Consider the following 22,260-nt stretch of genomic DNA (forward strand, 5'->3'; position numbering starts at 1 on the left):
ATGCCATGCCTTCGTCTGCTCTTGTGTTTGAAACCCCGGCGATAGTCCGCTCTCCGGGTTTTTGGAGTGGTGTCTTTCATCGCCTCCGCCGTGATCCGATTGCCGTGATCGCGCTTGGCCTTATACTCATCCTCGTCCTGGTTGCACTTTTCGCACCCTATCTGGCGCCCTACGACCCTACCAAGGCAAGTATTATCCGGCGTTTGAAACCCATAGGCACTCCAGGCTATATTCTGGGAACGGACGAACTCGGGCGCGATATTCTCTCCAGGCTAATCTACGGAGCGCGACTTTCCCTTGTCATGGGGGTCATCCCCGTTCCCGTCGCCTTTGTTATTGGCTCAACCATCGGAATCATCGCGGGCTATGCAGGTGGTATTGCCAATAGCCTCATCATGCGGACAATCGATGTGTTCTACGCTTTCCCCTCGGTCTTGTTGGCGGTCGCGTTGTCAGGTGCACTCGGCTCGGGCCTTACCAACGCTCTCGTGTCCTTGACGGTGGTTTTCATTCCGCAGATCGCGCGCGTTGCAGAAAGCGTTACCACTCAAGTGCGTAACCTCGATTATGTCGACGCCGCGCGTGCTTCAGGGGCGGGGTCGTTGACGATCATCACTGTCCACATTCTTGGTAATGTGCTTGGGCCGATCTTCGTCTTCGCCACAAGTCTTATTTCGGTATCTATGATCCTCGCCTCTGGCCTGTCATTCTTGGGCCTTGGTGTTCGTCCCCCGGACGCTGAGTGGGGGCTGATGCTCAATACATTGCGCACTGCAATCTATACCAATCCCTATGTGGCAGCTTTGCCCGGGGTGATGATCTTTTTCACATCAATCTGCTTCAATCTTTTCTCTGACGGGCTGCGCAAGGCCATGGATGTAAAGTCATGAGCGTACCCAGTTTTTCCGCCTCGCCACTGGACACGGACCCCAGGGACCGTGGCGGCCCCGCTCAGCCACTGATTTCCGTCCGGGGTCTGCAGAGACATTTCCCGGTGAAAGGCCAGGGACTGTTCCAGACCAAGCGGGTCGTTCGCGCTGTCGACGGGATTGATTTTGATATTCTTAAAGGTGAAACGCTCGGTGTTGTTGGCGAGAGCGGATGCGGCAAGTCCACGACGGCACGCATCTTGATGCAATTGATCAAGCAAGACAAAGGTGAAATTCTTTTCGATGGCGAGACAGTAGGTGGCACACTCCCACTCCCCGACTATCGCCGACAGGTTCAGATGGTGTTTCAGGATAGTTATGCTTCGCTCAATCCGCGCCTAACGATCGAAGATTCGATCAGCTTCGGACCGCGCGTCCATGGTGTATCTGCAAACAAGGCTATGGCACGAGCCCACGATTTACTTGATCGCGTGGGACTGGAACCCAGGCGTTTCGCTGGTCGTTATCCACACGAGCTTTCCGGCGGTCAGCGCCAACGGGTTAACATTGCCAGAGCTCTGGCTCTGGAGCCACGCCTTGTTATTCTCGGTGAAGCAGTTTCGGCTCTCGACAAGTCCGTTGAGGCCCAAGTGCTCAATTTGTTGCTCGACCTTAAGCGAGATTTTGGCCTCACCTATCTTTTTATCTCCCACGACCTGAATGTTGTCCGCTTCATGGTGGACCGGGTCATGGTGATGTATCTTGGCAGGGTCGCGGAAATCGGGACCCGAGATGCCGTGTTCGAGGCGACCCGTCATCCCTATTCAGCTGCACTTCTGGCTTCCATGCCCAAGGCGGACCCTGCCAAGCGTACAACCGAAGCGCCGCTTGCCGGGGATCCGCCGAACCCGATAGACCCTCCGCCTGGATGCCGGTTTCATACGCGTTGTTCCTTTGCCGAACCCATCTGCAATACAGCGCTGCCTCCATTGTTCGGAGAGACGCACAAAGCCGCTTGTCTGATGTCCCTTCCAGGCTCCGGTCACAGCCGCGCTAGTGATGGAGATTTGAAGCATGTCTGAGGTTGCGCCGATGATCGACATCAAAAATCTGTCGGTGACTTTCCGGCGTGGCCGCAAGCCAGTCAAGGCTGTTAACGGAGTTAGCCTTGCAGTCCGTCCAGGCGAGGTTATTGCCCTGCTCGGTGAGTCCGGTTCCGGAAAGAGCGTAACCATGCGCTCGCTTCTAAGACTGCATCCCCGGGATACACTGGTCGAAGGGTCAATCAATATTGCCGGGCAAGACGTGATGGACATGTCAAGGCAGGAACTTGGTAATATGCGTGGACGGACGGTTTCCATGGTGTTCCAGGAACCTCGTCTGGCCCTTGATCCGGTCTATACGATCGGCGATCAAATCACCGAGACCATACAGCGACACGAAAAAGTCAGCCGCACCGACGCCCGGGCCCGGGCGTTTGCACTGTTCCAGAAGGTTCGAATCCCTTCACCGGAACGGCGGCTGGATACATATCCTCACGAAATGTCAGGTGGCATGCTTCAACGTGCGATGATTGCCATGGCAATCGCCTGTAATCCGAAAGTGCTTTTGGCAGACGAGCCTACGACGGCGCTCGATGCGACAGTGCAGATACAGATATTGCTGCTGATCCGTGAGCTTCAACGTGAATATGGTCTCTCGGTGATTTTTGTGACGCATGATATTGGCGTAGCGGCGGAAATCGCCGATCGCATAGCCGTTATGTATGCCGGGCGCATCGTTGAGGAAGGTAAGGTGGCCGATATCATTTCCGCCCCCCGCCATCCGTACACCAAGGGCCTTCTCGGTGCGCGGGTAGAACTGGCACATGGTCGTGATCGGTTGATCACAATTCCCGGCTCGCCACCTGACCTCACCGACCTGCCGCTCGGCTGCGCCTTTGCTCCACGATGCGAGAAAGCCTCAGATGGGTGCAGGGTAGCAGTACCCCCACTTACCGCGCACTCGGATTTCGGGCGCGTCGCTTGTAATCATCCCGGGTAACCGTTCGATACCGACGGTGAGAAACAAACATGAAAAGAGGCGCGGCCAAGGAAGAACGTGTCACAATATGCCACCCATACGTTTGATAAACCCGAATACGTCCATAGCGACGACAGCAATGATGGTCGCGATAGCACGCGATGTACTCCCATCTGGTTTTAACATCGAGGGTGTCACTGCGAAGCGCGGTGTGCCGATGATCCTGGACGAAGGCCAATTGGCTGCTTCCGCGTCTGATGTCATTGAAATGGCGCTGGAGGATAACGACCGTTTGCAGGGCATCATCATAGGCGCATTCGGTGACCCAGGTATCGACGTCCTGCGGGATCTTGTTGACTTTCCGGTGGTCGGCATATGCGAAGCGAGTATGCTCGAGGCTTCGATGAAGGGGCGGCGCTTTGGGATTGCAACCATTACGCCCGGTCTGGTTCGCAACTTTGCCGTAAAAGCCAGAAGTCTTGGTGTCGGTCATCTGTTTACAGGAACGCGGCTGACAGAGGGAGAACCCGAAGCGCTTGCCGCCGACGAGGAAAGGCTGGAAAGTGCGTTGTTCAATGCCGTTGAAAAGTGTTTCCTGTATGACGGAGCGTCAGCTGTAATTATTGGCGGTGGACCGCTGGGTCAAGCTGCGCTCTCGCTTGGAAAACAGTTCTCGGTACCTGTCATCGCACCAATACCCTCGGCAGTCGCACTTTTGCTTGAACGTATTGGTAAAACGCAAGCGTAGACCGCCCTGATCGGTATGGTCATTTGCCGAGATACTGGATCTGTTGCCATTGGCAACCAGTGCGCAGCAAATGGAATATTGGGTTGAAATGATCCCGGTTTCGCCTCCACTACAACCATGCCTCGGTATCCTGGCAAAGAGACGATGTACTCCGGCCTGATCAAAGAGGCTCGGGCAAACGCTTCTAGACACCGGGAGAATACCTTGAACTCTCCCCGACGCTCCCTTCTGACAGCTTTTCGTGCGATGGGGCCGAACCACCTTTGAACGCAAAGCAGAGCGGTCAAATAGTACCACAAATTTGTAATGTCATCTCAGATATTATTGACATTTCAATGCAAAATAGCACTATTAACATTACAACAATATCCGGGTGCGCGATGCTGACCATTCTTGCTGACGATCTGACAGGCGCGCTGGACACTGCCGCGCCGTTCTCAGTGCGGGGCATGCATGTGGAAGTTGCTCTAACGGTAGAAGCCATTGGGGAAGCTCTGCAGAAGGCGCCGGATGTTCTATCGATCAATCTGGGCTCGCGGGATGTCAGTTCTGGAATCGCGCACTTGCAGACGGTGGCTGCGATTGCTGCCCTGCCCGCAGGAACACGTCTTTTCAAGAAAATCGACTCGCGCCTCAAAGGACATATCGAGGCAGAGCTGGATGCGATGCCTTTTCAATTAGCTCTCGTGGTACCGGCAATTCCCGCATTCGGACGGATCGTAAAGGATGGCTGTGTGACAGGTTTCGGGCTGGAAACGCCCATACCAGTTGCCGGGAAACTTGGCCGGTACGCCGCACTGGCCACGATCCCGGATATTTCCAGCCACAGCGAGATGCTCGACTGGCTCGACCGTGCACAATGCGGCGGCGTTGACCTCCTGATTGGCGCCCGTGGTCTGGCCGAAGCGCTCGCTGAGCGGATAAGCGGCGGTGCGGCTACGCAGGCGCCTGCAATGCCGGGCGGACCTACTTTGTTCGTTATCGGATCCCGTGACCCGATCACCCTTGCCCAGATAGATGAACTCCGTGCCCATACCGATCCACGCTATCTGCCGGCGCCAAATGGCCGGCTGGCTGATATCGAGTTCGACGGAAGCGCGATTACCCTCGTGCAGGCTGTGTCCGGGGCAGAAGTTTTGACCTCGGCGGACGTGTCGCATGCACTTGCCGAAAGTGTCTGCCCGAACTTGACCCAGAACGCATCGATATTATTTCTTTCCGGTGGTGCAACTGCCGAGGCCGTGCTCAAGACAATGGGGATCGTGCGTTTTCGGCTACTGGGCGAATGTTTACCGGGGCTAGGCTTGGCTCACGCCCAAGGGCATTGCATCATTGCGAAATCTGGAGGATTTGGACAACCGGATACGCTCAAGGAAGTCGCGGACAGAATTCTGCGCAATATGGGATGACAATGGGACTGGAAAACGGAACAGCACGTAAGAGCCTCGGTGATATCGTCTTCGAGCGTATGCATCGCGCTATCAAGTCCGGTGCATACCAGCCATATGAGCGCTTGCCAACAGAGCATGATCTGGCGATTGAGTTTGAAGTATCACGCCCGATCATTCGTGAGGCCTTGCGGCGACTGCGTGACCAAGGTCTGATTTACTCACGCCGGGGCGCTGGAAGTTTTGTACGCTCTGTCGGGATACGCGAGCCGCTTGGCTTTGGACAATTGGAAAATATCACCGACCTGTTGAACTGCTATGATTTCCGTCTGACGGTAGAGCCGGCAGCGGCAGCAGTCGCAGCAACCCGCCATGACGCGAGCGGTCTTGCGGCCATTCGTCAGGCATTGGAACTCATGCGGGACGCCACCAATCGGCAATCACACCGGGAGGACGCGGATTTCCAGTTCCATTTGGCGATCGCGCGCGCTTCGCAAAACAGGTATTTTTATACTGCCATGGAAGCCCTCAAGGACCACATTGCCGTCGGCATGAAGTTCCATGGCGCCTCGGTCAAACGCGAGACCACTGGTCTGATGCGGGTTTTTGCCGAGCACGAGGCAATTGTAGAGGCTATTGCCTCAGGCGATAGTGTGAAGGCAAATGCGCTCATGCATGAGCATCTCACCGGCTCACTCGAGCGCTTGTTCCAGGCGACGAAATAATTCCTGTCAATAATCAAAAGCCCCAAGTTTCAGTAACCTGAAACACTCTAGAAGGCTGCCGTGTACACGCCGAGCACGTCCTCGACACTCATGTCAACTGGATTGTTGTCCATCAGCCGGCGGTTTGCATGCGCTTCGCTGGCATAGAGCGACAGGTCATCTGCTTTGGCGCCATGGGCGGCTAGGGACATTTCAATGCCAAGGTTCCGGCAGAAGCTGTAGGCCGTGTCGAGCAGTGCGGTAGCGGACAGGTTTTCTCCCAGTCCCAATGCTTCGGCTACTTCCGCAGTCTTGTCTGCTGCTACCTTCTGGTTGAACGCGAGGACATGAGGGAAGATGATTGCGTTTGCCAGGCCATGAGGCAGACCAAGACGCGTGCCGAGAGGATAGGCGATGGCGTGGCCGGCTGCCGTGTTCACTGGCCCAAGGCAGACGCCGCCGTAATAGGAGGCGCACATCAGCCCTTCCCGTGCCTCGGTATCAGTGCCATCCCTGACAGCGCGTGCGAGATATTTTCCCACAAGCCTGAAGCCCATGCGGGCGAAGCTGTCGATCATCGGATGGGCGCGACGGTTTGTGAAGGCTTCGACGCAGTGTGCCATGGCATCGACGCCAGTGGCCGCTGTAACGGCTGGTGGTACAGAATAGGTCAGTTCCGGATCGAGCACAGCAAAGTCGGCGATCATGTGCGGACTTTCCACCGCGATCTTGTTGCCTCTGGCTGGATCGGTGATCAGGGAACGGATGCCTGCCTCGGAACCTGTGCCCGCGGTAGTGGCCACCTGCACAAGCCGGGTGCGGCGGCTGGCGACACGGTTAGAACCGGCGACATCGGCAAGCGTCTGCTCGCTATCCCACAAGACGGCAACCAACTTGGCAACGTCGAGAACAGAGCCACCGCCAAGGCCGATGACAAGGTTCGGACGGCTTCGGCGTGCGGCATCCAGAGCGGCATCGAGCGTTGCAAGGTCCGGCTCACCCGGGATCGCATCAAAGATCGTGACGTGACCTGAAAGCTTCAGCCGGTGGGCAAAACCGGCGGTAATCGGTGTCGAGATGACGAGAAAGGAGGAAGCATCAGTCGCCCAGGTGCCAACCTCGGCGATCGTGCCGGCGCCGACAGAAAGCCGATGGGGTTGATGAAGGGTGATGGGAGCAGTGTTCATCAAGGTCATCCTCGCTTTGCAGTACACGCCACGAGCGTGCGGGCATAGGCGATGGCGGAATTCATATTGCCGTGATCGGCAATGCCCCGGCCAGCAATGTCGAACGCTGTGCCGTGATCGACCGAGGTACGATCGATAGGCAGGTCTACAGAAACATTCACGGCAGTGTCGAAGGCAACGAGCTTGATCGGGATGTGACCTTGATCGTGATATTGTGCCACGACAAGGTCGAAGGCACCCGAATATGCACGATAAAATACCGTGTCAGCGGAGATGGGACCCTGGACGTCGATTCCCTCAGCGCGCGCTGCCAGGACAGCCGGTGCTATCTGGTCATCGTCCTCTGTCCCGAAAAGACCGTTCTCGCCACAATGGGGATTGATGCCTGCAACTGCGATCCTCGGTTCTGCATAACCGGTGCGTTTCAGGTGGGCATCGCCAGCGCGGATGGTCGCCAGTACCCGTTGGGTTGTTGAGCGACGGATCGCCTCTTGCAGCGAGACGTGGGTAGAGACGTGGATAACCTTCAGCCGCTCGGAGGCGAGCAGCATGTAAGCAGCCTTGGAGCCAGTGAGGCTGCGCAGCATGCCGGTATGACCGTCAAAGTGATGGCCGGCAAGATTCAGCGCTTCCTTGTTGATCGGAGCCGTGACGATGCAGCCAATGGTGCCGGCTTGGGCATCGCGCACGGCCTTTTCGATAAAGCGGAAGGCTGCGTCGCCTGCAACAGGGCTTAGTTGTCCCCAAGGCAGCGGCGCGCCGTCAACAGCAAGATCCACCACATGGGGTGCAAGCTCAATATCGATGGCGAGCGCCCTACGCGCTGCTTCAAGCGTGGCAAGATTGCCGTAAATGCGTATCGTGCTGCGTTCCTCTAACGACATGCCTACCAGCGCGCGAACAGAGATCTCGGGGCCGACCCCGCACGGGTCGCCCATTGTAATGCCTATGATGTTGCTCATGAGGGTCTCCGTGCGTCAGCGCTGTCCCATCGGGGTGAAAGGCGGACATACTTGATGGCGCGCCGGTGGTAGGTGTAGGCAAGGTGCATGGTACCATCCGTCTCTTGCAGCAGCCAGGGATAGGACATTTCCTTGTTGCGGCCGTCGGTCGAGTCGTTAGACAGGCATGTGCCCGCTCCGTCCTCTATGTGCAGGCGCACGGGGAATGTTCTACCCTCGTCCTCCGAGAGGCAAAGGACAACCGGAGCGCGCGGCACGCCCCAGACAGGCACGCAACCGCCGGTCGGGTCCGCATCGGGACGATCATCGTCCTCGCCAAGCTCGTCATACAGTGAAGCACGCCGGTCCGCTGCTTGGGCGGCGTTAACAGGGTTGCAGATCATTGCGATGCGACCGTCAGCAAGCCGGGCAGCACCAATAGAAGAATTGTTGTTGGGGACGTCGGTTGCCGTTGGTGCAGACCACGACCGGCCCCCATCATCGCTTTCGGTCCGGTAGACCCAATCTGCCTGCCGTCGTCGGAAGAAGGCGGCAAGGCGTCTTTCTCCGAGCGAGACGGGCGACATGTGTACGCAGCCGACCGACTGGTCGAGGTCCTCCAAGTGCCACGTCGTGCCTTGGTCGAGCGACAGACCGACAGCGGCAATGTCGTGACTGCCATTCCATTTCTGGCCGGGGCGCTGGATGCAGCGGAAAATCGGCAGCAGCCAGGACCCGTCAGCGCGCAACACCAGCGGCGCACGGATAAAACAGCCGCGGGGCAGATCAAGATAGCGTCCTTCCAGCGCAGTCAGGACTAGAGGGTCGGATGCATTGCGCTGGATTTGCGCCATGCGGATGCGACATTCATCCTGATTGCCGGAAGACTGCGAGGTGTGGAAGAGCCATAGTCCGCCATCCGGGGCAGTGAAGAGCACCGGATTTTGCTCCGAATGGTTGGCGTCGAAGCTTAATTGTTGTGGTGGACCCCACGTTGACGCACCCGGAGACAGAACGGACGCGAAGATGGAGATATCGGACTTTCCTTCAAGCGTGCCACCAAACCAGGCGCAAACAAGGGCCCCATCGGCAAGCAGATGCAAAAACGCCGCATGGTTCTGGATCATGGGCGAAGGCAAAAACGCCTCCACACGGCCGGGCGATGCGGTCTTGAGCAGACCATTCATGTCGCGGGCTATTTCCTCGGCGTTCATCTGCTCCTCCTGCGTGATGACGAAAATCGCCACTTTTCCAAAGTTGTCAAGTTTTAAAATGTTACTTTCTTTTGAAGTTTTAATGAAGTTTGTCGTTAATTATTTGATTTTGCACTATTAATTTTGAACATTTATAGATATCAATTTTACATTGGGAAATAATTTGACAAATTTGTCTGAAAAAGAGAAGGTCTTGGGCAGGCCGGCGAGAGGATGCCGGTGAGGAGGACGCTTATGCCGGCATCCGGCAATTATCAGAAGGTAAGAGCCGCCGCCATCTTTGCGATAGGCGCTGCGACCCATTTTGCCGCTGTCGATTTGCTTGGGCTGTCACTGGTGCTGTTCTGCGAGCCCGCACTGTTCAGTGAAGGCCGCGCGATCGGATGACCGGCGCTGGCCTGAATGATTTCACTTAGGGAGGAAATGCCGTGAAAAAAATGCTGCTACTGGGCGCCCTTATGCTGGGCTCCACACTTTCACTTGCGTTTGCCGGGTCAGGCCCAATCAAGATCGTGCTGCCCGAAGAGGCCGATCTTCTGGAGCCCTGTATGGCGACACGTTCCAATATCGGCCGTGTCATCATGCAGAATGTCAGCGAGACCCTGACGGAACTCGATGTACGTGGTGACAAGGGTGTAATGCCGCGCCTTGCCGAAAAATGGGAACAGAATGCCGACGGCAGCTGGCGCTTCCATTTGCGGCAGGGTGTCAAGTTCTCAGACGGTACAATGTTCGATGCAGAAGACGTCAAGCACAGCTTCGATCGCGTCATGAGCGAAAAAAATGCCTGCGAATCGCGTCGCTATTTTGGCGGCATAGCGATGACGCCGACAGTTGTTGATAATTATACGATCGACTTCAAAGCCGATCCGGTTCAACCGATCCTGCCGCTGCTGATGTCGCTTGTCACCATCGTACCGGAGGAAACGCCACTTGAGTTCGTACGTGAGCCGGTTGGTACAGGCCCCTATAAGCTGACCAATTGGACACCGGGGCAAAAGATCGTCCTGACCGAGCGCGACGACTATTGGGGCGAAAAGCCACAAGTGACGGAAGCCACCTATCTCTTCCGTGCCGACCCGTCTGTTCGCGCTGTCATGGTGCAAACCGGTGAAGCTGAGCTCTCGCCTTCGATATCGCAGCTTGACGCGATCAATCCGGCAACAGACTTTTCCTATCTTGACAGTGAGACGGTGTATTTACGCATCGATCACAATATCGAACCACTGAACGATCTACGCGTGCGCCGTGCGCTGAACCTTGCCATCGATCGCCAGGCTTTTATCGGCACGCTGGTACCCGAAGGAGCGCTGCTTGCGACCGCCATCGTTCCACCGCCAACGCTCGGCTGGAACCCGGACGTGAAGGTCTTTCCATTCGATCCGGAAGGCGCAAAGAAGCTGCTCGAGGAAGCCAAGGTTGCCGGCGTCAATGTCGACACTCCCATCACGATCATCGCACGTTCGGCTAACTTTCCCAACGTGACTGAAATCATGGAAGCCATTCAGGCGCAGTTGCAGGATGTCGGCTTCAAGATCGAGCTGAAGTTTGTCGAAGTTGCCGAACACGAACAATATTACTCAAAGCCCTTCAAGGAAGGCCGAGGTCCGCAGATCGTGGCTGCCATGCATGACAACTCGAAAGGTGATCCCTCATTCTCGATGTTTTTCAAATATGCGACCGAAGGCACCCAGTCCGGCTTCTCCGACCCGAAGGTTGACGATCTGATCAAGCGTGCTTCGGCAGCCGTCGGCAATGAACGTGCCGATCTATGGAAGGAAGTGATAGCCTACGTGCATGACGAGGTTGTTGCCGACGTCCTACTGTTCCACATGGTCGGTTTCTCCCGCGTTTCCGAACGCCTCGACTTCAAACCGACCATGGCAACAAACGGGACGCTTCAGCTCTCGGAAATCAAGATCAGGTAACCTGACCTGGTAAATGCCGGTCTTGCCAGTCACAACTGCAATCGGGGCGGCGGGAGAATCCCGCCGCCAGATTCCTCTGGGGGCGCTATGCTGAAATTCATTCGAACACGCGCTTTGGCCAGTTTGATCTCGCTCGTCGGACTGATCGTCATGGTTTTTTTCCTCTCACGGCTAACAGGCGATCCAGCCGCCCTGTTTCTCCCGGTTGAAGCCTCTGCGCAAATGAAGCAGCAATTCCGTGAACTGCATGGCCTCAACGACCCGCTGCTGGTGCAGTTCACGCGATATGTCGGTAATGTGCTGACGGGCGACCTCGGTGAATCCCTGAGAAAGGCGCGTCCCGCACTCGATGTTGTCTTGGAAGCCTTTGTCTGGACCCTCTGGCTTGCCGTCATCACTATGACGCTCGTTACGGGTGCAGCCATCATCGTCGGCTCCATTGCTGCTTCTCGTGCCGGCGGTTTTTTCGACCGATTATCTTCTCTCATTTCCCTCGTTGGCGCATCAGTTCCCGATTTCTGGCTGGCGATCGTCGCGATTGTCGTCTTTTCGGTGAATCTTGCCTGGCTGCCAACGTCGGGTACCGGATCTCTTGCCCACTGGATACTGCCGATCTCGGTGCTATTCATCCGGCCCTTCGGCATCATCGTGCAGGTGGTGCGAGGCTCGATGATTGGCGCGCTCTCGTCGGCCTATGTGAAGACAGCACGCGCCAAGGGCGTTAAATCGGGCCCGATCATCTTCGTGCATGCCTTGCGCAATGCAATGCTGCCGGTCATTACTGTGATCGGCGATCAAGCTGCCAGCCTGCTCAACGGCGCCGTCATTGTTGAGACCATTTTTGGCTTCCCCGGCATTGGCAAGCTGATGATCGATTCCATCCTGCAGAGGGATTTCAACGTCGTTCTCGCGGCAATTCTCGTCACTGCGCTGGCAATCTTCCTTATGAACCTTTTGATCGACCTTGCCTATGCATTGCTCGATCCACGTATCCGGCATTGAGGAGACGGCCATGACCTTTCAGACCTCCGATACCACCATTGCCGAAGAACCGCCGTTCCCCATACGCATGTTCCGCATGCTGCTGGCTGACAAGTTTGCGTTTTGTGCCGCAATATTCCTCATTCTCATCGTGGTTCTCGCGATCATCGGGCCGAGCTGGCTCGGAGATATTGCGATCAAACAGAATCTTCGCGGCCGCAACGCCGCTCCGTTTGATTGGGAACGCGGCTGGATGTGGTGGATGGGAGCGGATGCGCTCGGCCGGCCGCTGCTTGTGCGTATCATCGTCGCCACGCAGGATACACTTATCGTTGCTGCGGGCGCAGTCGCGCTTTCGGCTGTTACCGGCACCTTTCTTGGTCTTGTCGCCGGCTTTTCGTCACCACGGATCAATCAGATGATTATGCGGCTGGCGGACGTCATAATGTCTTTCCCGTCATTGTTGATCGCGGTGATTGTGCTTTACATTCTCGGTCCGTCTATCCTCAACCTGATGCTGGTGCTCGCGATCACACGTATCCCGGTTTATCTTCGAACGACGCGGGCGGAAGTACTGGAAATACGTGAGCGCATGTTCGTACAGGCGGCCCGCGTCATGGGGGCATCAAGCAAACGCATCCTTTTCCGGCACATTTTGCCGGTCGTGCTGCCGACGCTTACCACGCTTGCCACTCTGGATTTCGCTTATGTGATGCTTGCCGAAAGCGCGCTCTCCTTTCTCGGGATAGGCATACAACCGCCGGAAATCACCTGGGGCCTGATGATATCGCAGGGCCGTCAGTATCTGACCAATGCATGGTGGCTGTCGTTCTGGCCAGGTCTTGCCATTGTCCTGACCACCATGTCGCTCAACCTGCTGTCGAACTGGCTGCGTATTGCACTCGACCCGGTGCAGCGCTGGCGTCTCGAAATAAAGGGCGGTAAAAATGCCTGACCATCTCCTGGAAGTCCGCAATCTCTCGGTTGAATTCCACACCGTCATGGGCGTGGTCAAGGCAGTGCGCAACGTATCTTATCATCTCGATCGCGGCGAGACGCTCGCCATCCTGGGTGAGAGCGGCTCCGGCAAGTCGGTCTCGGCCGCTGCGATCATGAATCTGATCGATATGCCACCTGGGCGCGTCAGCTCCGGTGCGATCCTTCTGGAGAGCCGGGATCTCCTGACAATGCCGGCAAATGAGCGGCGCGAGGTGAACGGGCGTCGTATCGCCATGATCTTCCAGGATCCATTGAGCCATCTCAACCCGGTCTATACCGTTGGCTGGCAGATCCGCGAGGCCCTGACGACGCATGGTGCAGCTGCGGCAGAGGCGAAGATCGAGGCGCTGCGGCTTCTGACGCGCGTCGGCATTCCCGACCCCGGACATTCGCTTGACAAATATCCGCACGAATTCTCCGGCGGCCAGCGCCAGCGTGTCATGATCGCCATGGCCCTGGCACTAAGGCCAGACCTCTTGATCGCCGATGAGCCAACAACGGCGCTCGATGTCACTGTTCAGGCCGAGGTCTTGTCGCTCCTCAAGGAATTGCAGGCAGAAACCGGAATGGGGGTGCTCATCATTACGCATGATCTTGGCGTTGTTGCCCAGATCGCCGACAGGGTTGTCGTGATGGAAAAGGGCGTAATAGTCGAGGCCGGGACGGTGCGCGAAATCTATAAGAACCCGCAACATCCCTATACCAGAAAGCTGATTGCCGCCGCGCCCGGCAAGGGCGAAATGCACGAGCCGGGTAACGGCACGGAACCAGTGCTTTCCGTTCGCAACGTGCGCAAGCGCTATGGCACGTTCGAGGCTCTCAAAGGCATTTCCTTTGACCTCATGGCCGGTGAGACCATGGCAGTCGTCGGCGAGAGCGGATCGGGGAAATCTACACTGGCGCGCATCCTGTTACGCCTTGACGAGCCCGATGGCGGCAGCGCGCTCTGGAAGGGCCGCGATCTTTTCACCATGTCGCCGGCAGAGCTGTACAAGCTGCGGCGCGATTTACAGATGGTTTTCCAGGATCCGACGCAGTCACTCAATCCGCGCATGACGGTCTATCAGTTGATTTGCGAGGCATGGGTCATTCATCCGGATATCCTGCCCAAGGCGAAGTGGCGCGAACGGGTGGCGGAACTGCTTGTGCAGGTGGGCCTTGGTCCCGAGCATATGGGCCGTTATCCGCACCAGTTTTCCGGTGGCCAGCGTCAACGCATCGCCATTGCCCGGGCGCTCGCACTCGAGCCGCTGCTTATCATCTGCGACGAGGCCGTGTCGGCACTTGATGTCTCAGTGCAGGCACAGGTCATCTCGCTGCTTGACAAGCTGCGCAAGGAGATGGGCATTGCCTTCATCTTTATCGCGCACGATCTGCCGGTGGTACGTGATTTTGCCGACCACGTTATGGTCATGCACAACGGCAATGTTGTCGAACTTGGTACGGTGCGCGAGGTGTTCGAGGCTCCCCAGCAGGATTATACCCGTGCCCTTCTTGCTGCCGGACTTGACCCCGATCCGGATGTCCAGGCGACCCGCCGGGCCCATTCACAGCACGCCGTCTGAGGCGCTCACTATCAAAGGAAAGAACCCATGATCAAGCAAGCTTTCGTGGCTCTCGTGACCTGCTTCAACGAGGATGAAACCATTAATTATCAGGCAACCCGAGCTCAGGTCCGCCGTCAGATCGAAGCCGGCAACAACATTATGTGTGCTGGCACCAATGGCGATTTCAGCGCGTTGACCTTTGAGGAAAAGGTGCGGCTGACCGAAGAAGTGGTTAAAGAGGTCAATGGCCGGGTCCGGGTGATTGTCAATGCCGGCATGCCGGCAACCTTCGAGACGATAAAACTGGCACGTGAATTCGACCGTATCGGCGTTGACGGCATCGCCGTCATCACTCCATTTTTCATCGCCTGCACGCAGGACGGGCTGATCCGCCACTTCTCGACTGTTGCCGATGCGGTGAAGACACCCGTCTATCTTTACGACATCCCTGCCCGCACACAAAACCATATCGAGCCCGACACTGCACGCGTGCTGTCAGGTCACGGCAATATCGCCGGGATAAAGGATTCGGGCGGGGCAAGGGAGACGCTGGAGGCCTATCTTCATATTGCCAGAGATGTCGACGGCTTTGAGGTTTATTCCGGTCCGGACCACCTGGTGCTCTGGGCGTTGCAAAATGGTGCGGCAGGCTGTATTTCGGGTCTCGGCAACGCCATGCCGCATGTTCTGGGTGGAATCCTGAATGCCATAAACACGGGTGATCTGGCTGAAGCTGAGCGCCAGCAAGCACTTTTTACCGCTTTCCGGACGGATCTTTACGCGCTTGGTTTCGCACCAGCCATGGTAAAGCGCGCGCTTTACCTTCAAGACCCGTCGGTCGGGGCCAGCCGCCAGCCTGCCCTGCTGCCGAGCCCTGAACAGGACGCCCAGATTTCGGCAATCCTGCGCCAATACCACCTCGCGTGAACTGCTTTATAAGCCGGTGGCGCAGACGTCAGGCATTCGGGACGTTGGGCATCGTTCCCATAAAGACCTGAACAACCGCTCGGAGAATTAAACTGTTCCGAACGACGCGCAGTGTTTCTGACGGCTTCTCATGCTTTCACGGCAAGTAATGAATATGGGGACGCATGTGATGCGGGGACGTTTCTATCCGGGCCTCGACAGAAAAAACATTCCGTAACAGATCCTGTGTCATAACATCCTCCGGCGCGCCGGAAGCAGCGATCTTGCCCTGCTGCATGATGATCAGGTGGTCGCAGAACATGGCAGCGTGATTGAGATCGTGCAAAGCGATGATGCTGGTGACAGGCAGGCTGGAAACGAGCCGCAGGAGGCCGATCTGGTGCTGAACGTCGAGATGGTTCGTCGGCTCGTCGAGGAGCAATTCCTTTGGTGATTGTGCCAATGCGCGCGCGATATGGGCGCGCTGCTTCTCACCGCCCGAAAGGCTCGGCCAGCGGTCGTAGCGTTTTCCCCACATGCCCGCGCGATCAAGCGCCTCGGCTACAGCCTCGTCGTCGGTATTTGACCATCCCGAGAACATCGAACGGTGCGGAAAACGGCCGAGCTTTACAACATCCAGGACCGTCAGGTTCGCATTGGTTGTTGCATGTTGCTCGACAAACGCGACGCGTCGCGCAATTGTTCGCCGGCTAATGTATGTGATGTCCTTGTCGTCAAGTGTAACCTGTCCCGAATTTGGTTTGTTAAGTCCGGCAAGAAGTCGCAGCAACGAGGTCTTACCCGATCCATTTGGCCCAAGTAGGCCGAGTGTTTGGCCAGGATTTACCTCCAACGAAATCCCATCGATGATCGCTTTCCTGCCAATTTTCCAGGTAATATTGTCAGCCTTGATACTCATGATGCGCGCTGAAACCTGTAGAGAATGACCGAAAACATGGGCACGCCGACAAGCGCTGTCACGACGCCGATTGGTAACACCTGTTGCGGGATGACGACGCGCGACGCAATGTCGGCGAGCACCATGAAGATTGCGCCGACGATGGCGCAGGCCGGCAGGAGCCGGATATGCAGCGGACCGACAATAAAGCGGGCGGCATGCGGCACGACCAGGCCAACGAAACCAATCGTACCAACCATGCTGACAATCGTCGCTGTCATAACCGCTGTCAGCGCGAAGAGCACGACCCTTACCATGCCGACATTAACACCGAGAGCCGCGGCAGCCTCGTCGCCGAAGGAAAACGCATCCAGCACCCGCGCATAAAAGAGGCAGGCAACGAGGCTGAGACCGACCACGACAGAGACCAGTATGAATTCCGGCCAGCGCACGCCGCCAAAGCTGCCAAGCAGCCAGAACATCACGTCGCGGGCCTGCTGTGCATTGCCGGATGTCGTCACGATATAGGATGTGGCGGCGTTAAACAGCTGCGAGGCAGCGACCCCGGCAAGAATCGTGCGATCCGCCCCGCCCCGCGCACCGTTGGATAAAAGAGCGACGAAAAAGAACGCTGCAAAAGCACCTGCAAACGCGCCAGCCGACAGGGTCAGAGTTCCAGCACCAAGGCCGAGGATCACGATCGCGACGGCTCCTGTTGATGCGCCGGCCGAGATGCCGAGGACATAGGGCTCGGCAAGCGGGTTGCGTAGCAGCGATTGCAGGATCGCTCCTGAAAGAGCCAGACCTGCGCCGCAAAAGGCTGCGACCAGCGCCCGGCTAAGACGATAGTCCCAGATTACCGTCTGATGGATACGGTTGATCTCCACCGCCGTCCAACCCAGCCGGTTGGTCACGGCTGAAAACGTCGTTGAAAGCGGGATCGGCAGATCGCCGATACCCACGCTGACAGCGACAACGAGCGCGATGGATACAAGAGAAGCCAGCAACATTGCCGATAGTATAGCCAGCTGCCGAGCGGTACCACGTGTATCAATCACTTTCGCAAACCAATGGCTTTCAACTGCTTGGCCACCTGTTCGGCACCGTAGATCGTGCGGATGGTCGGGTTCATCGCCTGGCCGTCCATAACCACGATGGCCTTATTCTTGACTGCCGGAGTCTGACTGACGGCCGGATCGGTGGTCAGGAACTTTATCTTCGCTTCGGGCTTGTCGAGTTCCCACCGGTTGCGATCGAGATTTGCCACAATAATGACGTCCGGATTGGTGGCGATGATGCTTTCCCAGCCGAGCGTCGGCCATTCGGCTTCCGCCAAGATGGCGTTCTTGCCGCCAAGTACATCTGCGATGAAGCCTGAAGCACCGTTCTTGCCGCCGAGATAAGCATCGGCGGTCGGCGACGGACTTGAAAACCAGAAGACATAGGAAAGCTTCTAGTCGTTGTTTGCGACGCTCGAGCGAAGCTCGGTCTCTCGCTTTTTCAGATCGGCGATCAACGACTGCCCACGATCTCTTACATCGAAAATCTGCGAAAGCTCGTCGATCTCCTTGTAAAGCTCACTCATATTCCATAGCTGGTCGCGGCTGCCATATTCATTCTTCACCTTCTCGGTGCTGAGGCACGTGCTCGGTGATATGTAAGACGAGATGCCGACCTTGTCGAAATCTTCGCGCTTGGCCACCTTGCTGGTCGGCCCGATCAGGCTCGGTAGAGCAGCGGCGACGAAATCAGGGTCTTGGGCGAGTATGGATTCGAAAGTCGGAAACTCAACCGTCAGCAGCTTTACCTTGGCGTTGGCCTGTGCAAGCTCCGGCAAGACCTGGCTTGGCCAGAAGGCGGTCCCGACCATCTTGTCTTCAAGCCCGAGCAGCAGCAATATCTCGGCGCTGTTCTGGCCAAGGCCTATGGCGCGTTCCGGCGCCTTTTCGAAAGTTGCCGTCACACCGCAGTTCTTGATCGACAGTGGATAGTGTGTTGATGCGGCTGTTGCGGCATTAGCCGTAAAGCAGACGGCAAATAATGTGCAAACGGCAAGTCCAGTCTTGAGGATATTCACAGCGAAACCTTCTTTGGGATTGAGGTGACCGCGATATAGCCTCGCTCGGGGTGCAAAAACAAGACTGTTTTCGTCTGGTTTTAAGTTCGGAGGTATAGCTCAGTTGGCAGTCAATCCCCGAACTGACGGTCCTCCCGTTCGGTTTTGGAGGCCCGCGGCGTGGCCAGCACAACTGCATTCTTGCCGGTCGCCAGTTGGATCTTCCGGTTGGAATATGTCTTCGCTGCTCTTATCGACGTTGCTACAAACGCGGTGCGGTGGGAGCTGTTCATTATCACAGCTTGAAAAGTAATGGGGGATCGTGCATATTGCTTTGACTATCAATGCGATGCGAACTACGCGTTCTCGACTGGCAAATCGTTCCGATAGTAGAATACGTGGCGCAAACGGCGCCGTAGCTAACCTATTGATAAAACATTAGTCATAAAGCATAACGGCAGCTAAAGCTGCGTTGGTTTCGGCTGGATAGGTGGCCGGGCATTTGCAAAAATTTGGCATCACAATCGTAAATACACAGATTTATCAAGTCTCCTGAGTGCCTTGCAAAAGTTGGGTGACGCTTGTCGCTCCGGAAACTATGAGGCGATGCACCGTCTCCGTAAAGAGAGTGCCGAATGAGGAGAAAAGTTCTCAGCTGAGAACTTTTGCGCCCCTACCCCGCCCCTGACAACAAAGTTCTCAGCTGAGAACTTTTAATTACTGTGCAACACCTGCGCGGCCTTGACGGCAGCGGTAGCGCGGTTTTCGACGCCCATCTTGATATAGACTTGCTCAAGATGTTTGTTGACGGTCCTGGCGCTCAACCCGAGAATGTCGCCGATATCACGATTGGATTTGCCCTTGGCAATCCACAAAAGAACCTCTGCTTCCCGGGCAGTCAATTTGAAGTGCTGGCGCAGCAATTCATCTGCACTGGCCTGATTGGCAAGGGTCAACCGGAACAGATATTCATCAGAGGTCAGGGCGCCAAGATAGCTCAGCTGCAATCCGCCCTGCTCTCCGGGCACTGTAATGGGGCCGGAATCTTTGTGGCTTTGTTGCCGGATCAACCATGCCGCAACACATGTCGAGAGCGCCTCGTAACCGGCCTGTGTGCTTCCCATGGTCAGTTTGATCAGATGGTTTGCCTGAGGGGTAGACCAGCGCAAGCCGCCGTCCTTGCCAATGGCAAGAAGGTGCCGGCCGGCGGCATCCAGCGCTATACGCGCATTTTGGGCGGCGCGGGCATTGGCAAGGTGAACCCTGATCCGCGCCTGTAGTTCATCAATATTGATCGGCTTTGTCAGATAGTCGACGCCACCCGATTCAAGTGCGTGGACAATATGCTGCGTCTCCGAAAGTCCTGTCATGAAAATAACCGGAACCTGCGTAACCGAGGCCGTGGTTTTGATGCGGGCGCAGGTTTCAAATCCATCCATCTGCGGCATGACCGCATCCATCAGGATGATATCGGGCGTGATGCGTTCGACAACATTGAGTGCAGCGTATCCTGACGTTGCAATCAGCACAGAAAAACCCGATTGCTCGAGCGCATCGGTCAAAAACCCAAGGGCTTGCGGCGAGTCGTCGACAATCAGGACAATATCGCGCGGGTTGGTTGGCTCACTCACCTTTGACCGGCTCCTTGTTGCTTTCGAATGTGCGAAGGAAACGATCATATCCGGCAAGGTCAAACATCTGAACGAACTGTCCCAAAGCCTCGGCAAATGCGCGGTTGTCTTCAATCTTCGCCAACTCGGCAATCTTTGTCTCAATGCCGCGGATATAGCCGATCTCGCCAAGACTGATCAACTCACCTATATGCGCTTCACCCGGGCTAACCAATTTGCCCGGTGTCACGACACGAGCCGGTGTTTCATCGTCATAGATCCACTCCAGCCCCAGAAGCTGGGCAATCTTGTTTTGAAGCTGCCGAAGATCAAAGGGTTTTGCCAGACTTGCTTCCGATGGCCGCGATCGATCCTCGCTGGCAAGCCGAGGGCCTCTTCGGGATATGCCCGGGATCTTAATCTAATCTTCAGTATGCGAGGCGGTTCTAAGCGTCATTCTGGTATATTCGCCCGGCCTTTAGGTTCGAAGGCGAAAGCGCGTCAGGTCATGAGTGAGGCGAGGGTGAACTTCGGGCCATCCTTCGGTTGTGTATAAAAACTTACTTCGAAATGGCTGATTGTGGGGCCAATAACAGTAGCAAGTGTGTCACTGCCTACGGCCGCATGGCGAGGGTAATCACCGCGCTTTTAGTCGTCGATGAAATCCGACCGCGATGCGCATAGGTGCTCATCAATAAGAGCAGAGCGGTTTCTGTTGTTGCTGTCCTGATGGACTCGGCCCGCCCTGCAAGATGCAAAGGCCATGCCTGTGCAGGTTTCGGCAGTTCGCTCAACACTTCCATGTGGAGTACGTGGGCGTCAAGCCGTCAGTCCGGTTGTTTTGAAGTGAGGTGGCGGAATAGTTAAGCCCCTTCCCAATGGCAAGTCGTCTGCAAGATCTTTCTTGTGAGGCGGATTGGACACGGCCGTGACGACACGCGGCAAGGGTAAATTCGCCAATCAACTGGCTGTTCGCTAGAATGGCAGTCGATTTCGGCTGGGCAGCGATGAAGGCGCCGTAAATTCCTTGATGTCGACGCAATCGTCGGGAGGGGCCAAGCGATTGCGTAGTTGGAAGTCGCGTCGTCGGCTGCCCATCATCACTCTGCGATGTCGCCTACATCTCAGCTCGCGTGTCGTGCTAGGGGAGGTGAGGGCACGCGATGCATTCGGTTGCTCCTGTGCGCCCTGAGCTCTCGTGGGTCGGAGCCACTCTTCCTGCACGGGAAAAGCTGTCACATGATACCGCAAATTTAGCGGACTCAATTTCTGTTTCTTGCACGAGCAATCGTCATGACCGATAAGATGATCCCGATGAAAAACGCGCTGCGCCCGCTCTCGATTGCTTAAAAGCGATATCACGTAACGTATGTCTGTATCGGTATTGACAGCAAAGGGGGCGTCGCAGCTACGTTACGTTACTGCTGGGCGTTAATGTTACGTAACCGTTCTTCATCAATGATCACGGTGAGTTGAGCGCTCCGCAACCGGTCCGACATGCGGTTGGACAAGATATAGGGCCTTACGCGGCCCGTCCGCCTCGTGTACAAATCCGACGGCGCCCGGCCGCTTACAAAATGCCTTGGCTGTCCTTAATACTCGTCCCAAATATCAAGCGATGAGACCCGCAATTGACCAATTTCACCAATTTTGGTCATCTCTCACCGCGGGTGAGCGCCATGACCGCATCCGTATCAGGCCCCTCGCTAACGTGGCCACGCAGATTGCTAAATCGGCTCGTCGAGCGATGACTGTCAGCACGGGTAATCACAACGCTTCGGTCGCTCATTCTATGAACATCAATTTTACTACCAGGTCCGATCCCAAGAAAATCACGCACTGGCTTGGGAGTGGTCACCCGTCCCTTTGTCGTCACGGTAGCTTTTGCTTCGATAATGATCATTTTACAGTAGGCGATACCTACAAGGTGAGTTTCAACCATTCAGGTGTTACGTTTGAAACGGCAAGTCGATGTTCCTGAGATTAGTCGACGCGTTATCAATATGTCGATAGGATCGACATATTGATAAACCATGTCGATGAAGTTGATTTATGTCGACCTGCGTTAAATGCCCTCTGTACAATATTGGAAGTTATCAGAAAACGGTCGTTTGAAAATGCTGATAATAGGAAATGGAGCGTCCCTATAGCCGGCCCAAACCCCCGAAATACAAGGAAAACGGGTGTTTGGACGACTACAGAGGACGCATAGCCCTTCGGTTGCAGCACCGGCAGAGGAGCTATCCAGGATTGACTGGAAAT

Annotated in this window: 20 protein-coding genes and 1 pseudogene; 12 read left to right on the plus strand and 9 right to left on the minus strand. The window is 56.2% G+C overall.

Going from position 1 to position 22,260, the window contains the following annotated elements; translation table 11 throughout:
* Positions 1-5: 5 nt before the first annotated feature.
* The 6 genes from ACYJL1_RS22045 (at position 6) to ACYJL1_RS22070 (ending at position 5,752) form a co-directional block, all read left to right on the plus strand.
* Complete coding sequence (locus ACYJL1_RS22045; protein ID WP_460899963.1) at positions 6-890, plus strand: ABC transporter permease; 885 nt, start codon at positions 6-8, stop codon at positions 888-890.
* The gene (locus ACYJL1_RS22050; protein ID WP_460899287.1) at positions 887-1,951 is read left to right on the plus strand and encodes an ABC transporter ATP-binding protein; all 1,065 of its coding nucleotides are present in this window, start codon (positions 887-889) and stop codon (positions 1,949-1,951) included. The genes ACYJL1_RS22045 and ACYJL1_RS22050 overlap by 4 nt, the downstream gene beginning before the upstream one ends.
* On the plus strand, positions 1,944-2,912 hold the full coding sequence (locus ACYJL1_RS22055) for an ABC transporter ATP-binding protein (RefSeq protein WP_460899288.1): 969 nt from the start codon (positions 1,944-1,946) through the stop codon (positions 2,910-2,912). The genes ACYJL1_RS22050 and ACYJL1_RS22055 overlap by 8 nt, the downstream gene beginning before the upstream one ends.
* 67 nt (positions 2,913-2,979) lie before the next feature.
* Positions 2,980-3,639, plus strand: coding sequence for an aspartate/glutamate racemase family protein (locus ACYJL1_RS22060; RefSeq protein ID WP_460899289.1), 660 nt, complete (start codon positions 2,980-2,982; stop codon positions 3,637-3,639).
* 380 nt (positions 3,640-4,019) lie between these two features.
* Positions 4,020-5,048, plus strand: coding sequence for a four-carbon acid sugar kinase family protein (locus tag ACYJL1_RS22065; RefSeq protein WP_460899290.1), 1,029 nt, complete (start codon positions 4,020-4,022; stop codon positions 5,046-5,048).
* A gap of 2 nt (positions 5,049-5,050) precedes the next feature.
* Positions 5,051-5,752, plus strand: coding sequence for a FadR/GntR family transcriptional regulator (locus ACYJL1_RS22070; RefSeq protein WP_460899291.1), 702 nt, complete (start codon positions 5,051-5,053; stop codon positions 5,750-5,752).
* Between the two features lie 47 nt (positions 5,753-5,799).
* Here ACYJL1_RS22070 and ACYJL1_RS22075 read toward each other — a convergent pair whose 3' ends face one another.
* From ACYJL1_RS22075 to ACYJL1_RS22085, 3 genes are read right to left on the minus strand one after another with little or no spacing between them, the layout of a single operon-like run.
* Positions 5,800-6,927, minus strand: a complete 1,128-nt coding sequence (locus ACYJL1_RS22075; RefSeq protein WP_460899292.1) for an iron-containing alcohol dehydrogenase — start codon at positions 6,925-6,927, stop codon at positions 5,800-5,802.
* Positions 6,924-7,880: a 4-hydroxythreonine-4-phosphate dehydrogenase PdxA gene (gene pdxA, locus ACYJL1_RS22080; protein ID WP_460899293.1), complete on the minus strand. Its 957-nt coding sequence runs from the start codon at positions 7,878-7,880 to the stop codon at positions 6,924-6,926. The genes ACYJL1_RS22075 and pdxA overlap by 4 nt, the downstream gene beginning before the upstream one ends.
* Positions 7,877-9,073: a sialidase family protein gene (locus ACYJL1_RS22085; RefSeq protein ID WP_460899294.1), complete on the minus strand. Its 1,197-nt coding sequence runs from the start codon at positions 9,071-9,073 to the stop codon at positions 7,877-7,879. Before ACYJL1_RS22085 ends, pdxA begins: the two co-directional genes overlap by 4 nt.
* Before the next feature lie 234 nt (positions 9,074-9,307).
* On the opposite strand from ACYJL1_RS22085, the gene ACYJL1_RS22090 reads away from it, so the two are divergent.
* The 6 genes from ACYJL1_RS22090 to ACYJL1_RS22115 all read left to right on the plus strand — a co-directional run bounded on the left by ACYJL1_RS22090 (position 9,308) and on the right by ACYJL1_RS22115 (position 15,455).
* Positions 9,308-9,460 (plus strand): hypothetical protein, encoded by a 153-nt coding sequence (locus ACYJL1_RS22090; RefSeq protein WP_460899295.1) that lies wholly within the window; start codon positions 9,308-9,310, stop codon positions 9,458-9,460.
* A 50-nt stretch (positions 9,461-9,510) separates the two neighbouring features.
* Positions 9,511-11,001 (plus strand): ABC transporter substrate-binding protein, encoded by a 1,491-nt coding sequence (locus ACYJL1_RS22095; protein WP_460899964.1) that lies wholly within the window; start codon positions 9,511-9,513, stop codon positions 10,999-11,001.
* 87 nt (positions 11,002-11,088) lie between these two features.
* A complete protein-coding gene (locus tag ACYJL1_RS22100; protein ID WP_460899296.1) occupies positions 11,089-12,003 on the plus strand; it encodes an ABC transporter permease in 915 nt (304 codons plus the stop codon).
* A 10-nt stretch (positions 12,004-12,013) separates the two neighbouring features.
* Positions 12,014-12,937: an ABC transporter permease gene (locus ACYJL1_RS22105; protein WP_460899297.1), complete on the plus strand. Its 924-nt coding sequence runs from the start codon at positions 12,014-12,016 to the stop codon at positions 12,935-12,937.
* A complete protein-coding gene (locus tag ACYJL1_RS22110) occupies positions 12,930-14,546 on the plus strand; it encodes an ABC transporter ATP-binding protein (protein ID WP_460899298.1) in 1,617 nt (538 codons plus the stop codon). Before ACYJL1_RS22105 ends, ACYJL1_RS22110 begins: the two co-directional genes overlap by 8 nt.
* Before the next feature lie 27 nt (positions 14,547-14,573).
* On the plus strand, positions 14,574-15,455 hold the full coding sequence (locus tag ACYJL1_RS22115; RefSeq protein ID WP_460899299.1) for a dihydrodipicolinate synthase family protein: 882 nt from the start codon (positions 14,574-14,576) through the stop codon (positions 15,453-15,455).
* A 136-nt stretch (positions 15,456-15,591) separates the two neighbouring features.
* Here ACYJL1_RS22115 and ACYJL1_RS22120 read toward each other — a convergent pair whose 3' ends face one another.
* From ACYJL1_RS22120 to ACYJL1_RS22145, 6 genes and pseudogenes are all read right to left on the minus strand, one after another.
* The gene (locus tag ACYJL1_RS22120) at positions 15,592-16,353 is read right to left on the minus strand and encodes an ABC transporter ATP-binding protein (protein WP_460899300.1); all 762 of its coding nucleotides are present in this window, start codon (positions 16,351-16,353) and stop codon (positions 15,592-15,594) included.
* A complete protein-coding gene (locus ACYJL1_RS22125) occupies positions 16,350-17,342 on the minus strand; it encodes a FecCD family ABC transporter permease (protein ID WP_460899965.1) in 993 nt (330 codons plus the stop codon). The genes ACYJL1_RS22120 and ACYJL1_RS22125 overlap by 4 nt, the downstream gene beginning before the upstream one ends.
* A 44-nt stretch (positions 17,343-17,386) precedes the next feature.
* Positions 17,387-18,403, minus strand: a pseudogene (locus ACYJL1_RS22130) (ABC transporter substrate-binding protein).
* Positions 18,404-19,101: 698 nt separating this feature from the next.
* A complete protein-coding gene (locus ACYJL1_RS22135) occupies positions 19,102-20,019 on the minus strand; it encodes a response regulator (protein WP_460899301.1) in 918 nt (305 codons plus the stop codon).
* A complete protein-coding gene (locus ACYJL1_RS22140) occupies positions 20,012-20,248 on the minus strand; it encodes a hypothetical protein (protein ID WP_460899302.1) in 237 nt (78 codons plus the stop codon). Before ACYJL1_RS22140 ends, ACYJL1_RS22135 begins: the two co-directional genes overlap by 8 nt.
* A gap of 1,404 nt (positions 20,249-21,652) precedes the next feature.
* Positions 21,653-21,901: an AbrB/MazE/SpoVT family DNA-binding domain-containing protein gene (locus ACYJL1_RS22145; protein ID WP_460899966.1), complete on the minus strand. Its 249-nt coding sequence runs from the start codon at positions 21,899-21,901 to the stop codon at positions 21,653-21,655.
* Positions 21,902-22,260: the final 359 nt, after the last annotated feature.

It is taken from the genome of Phyllobacterium sp. K27 (assembly GCF_054796155.1).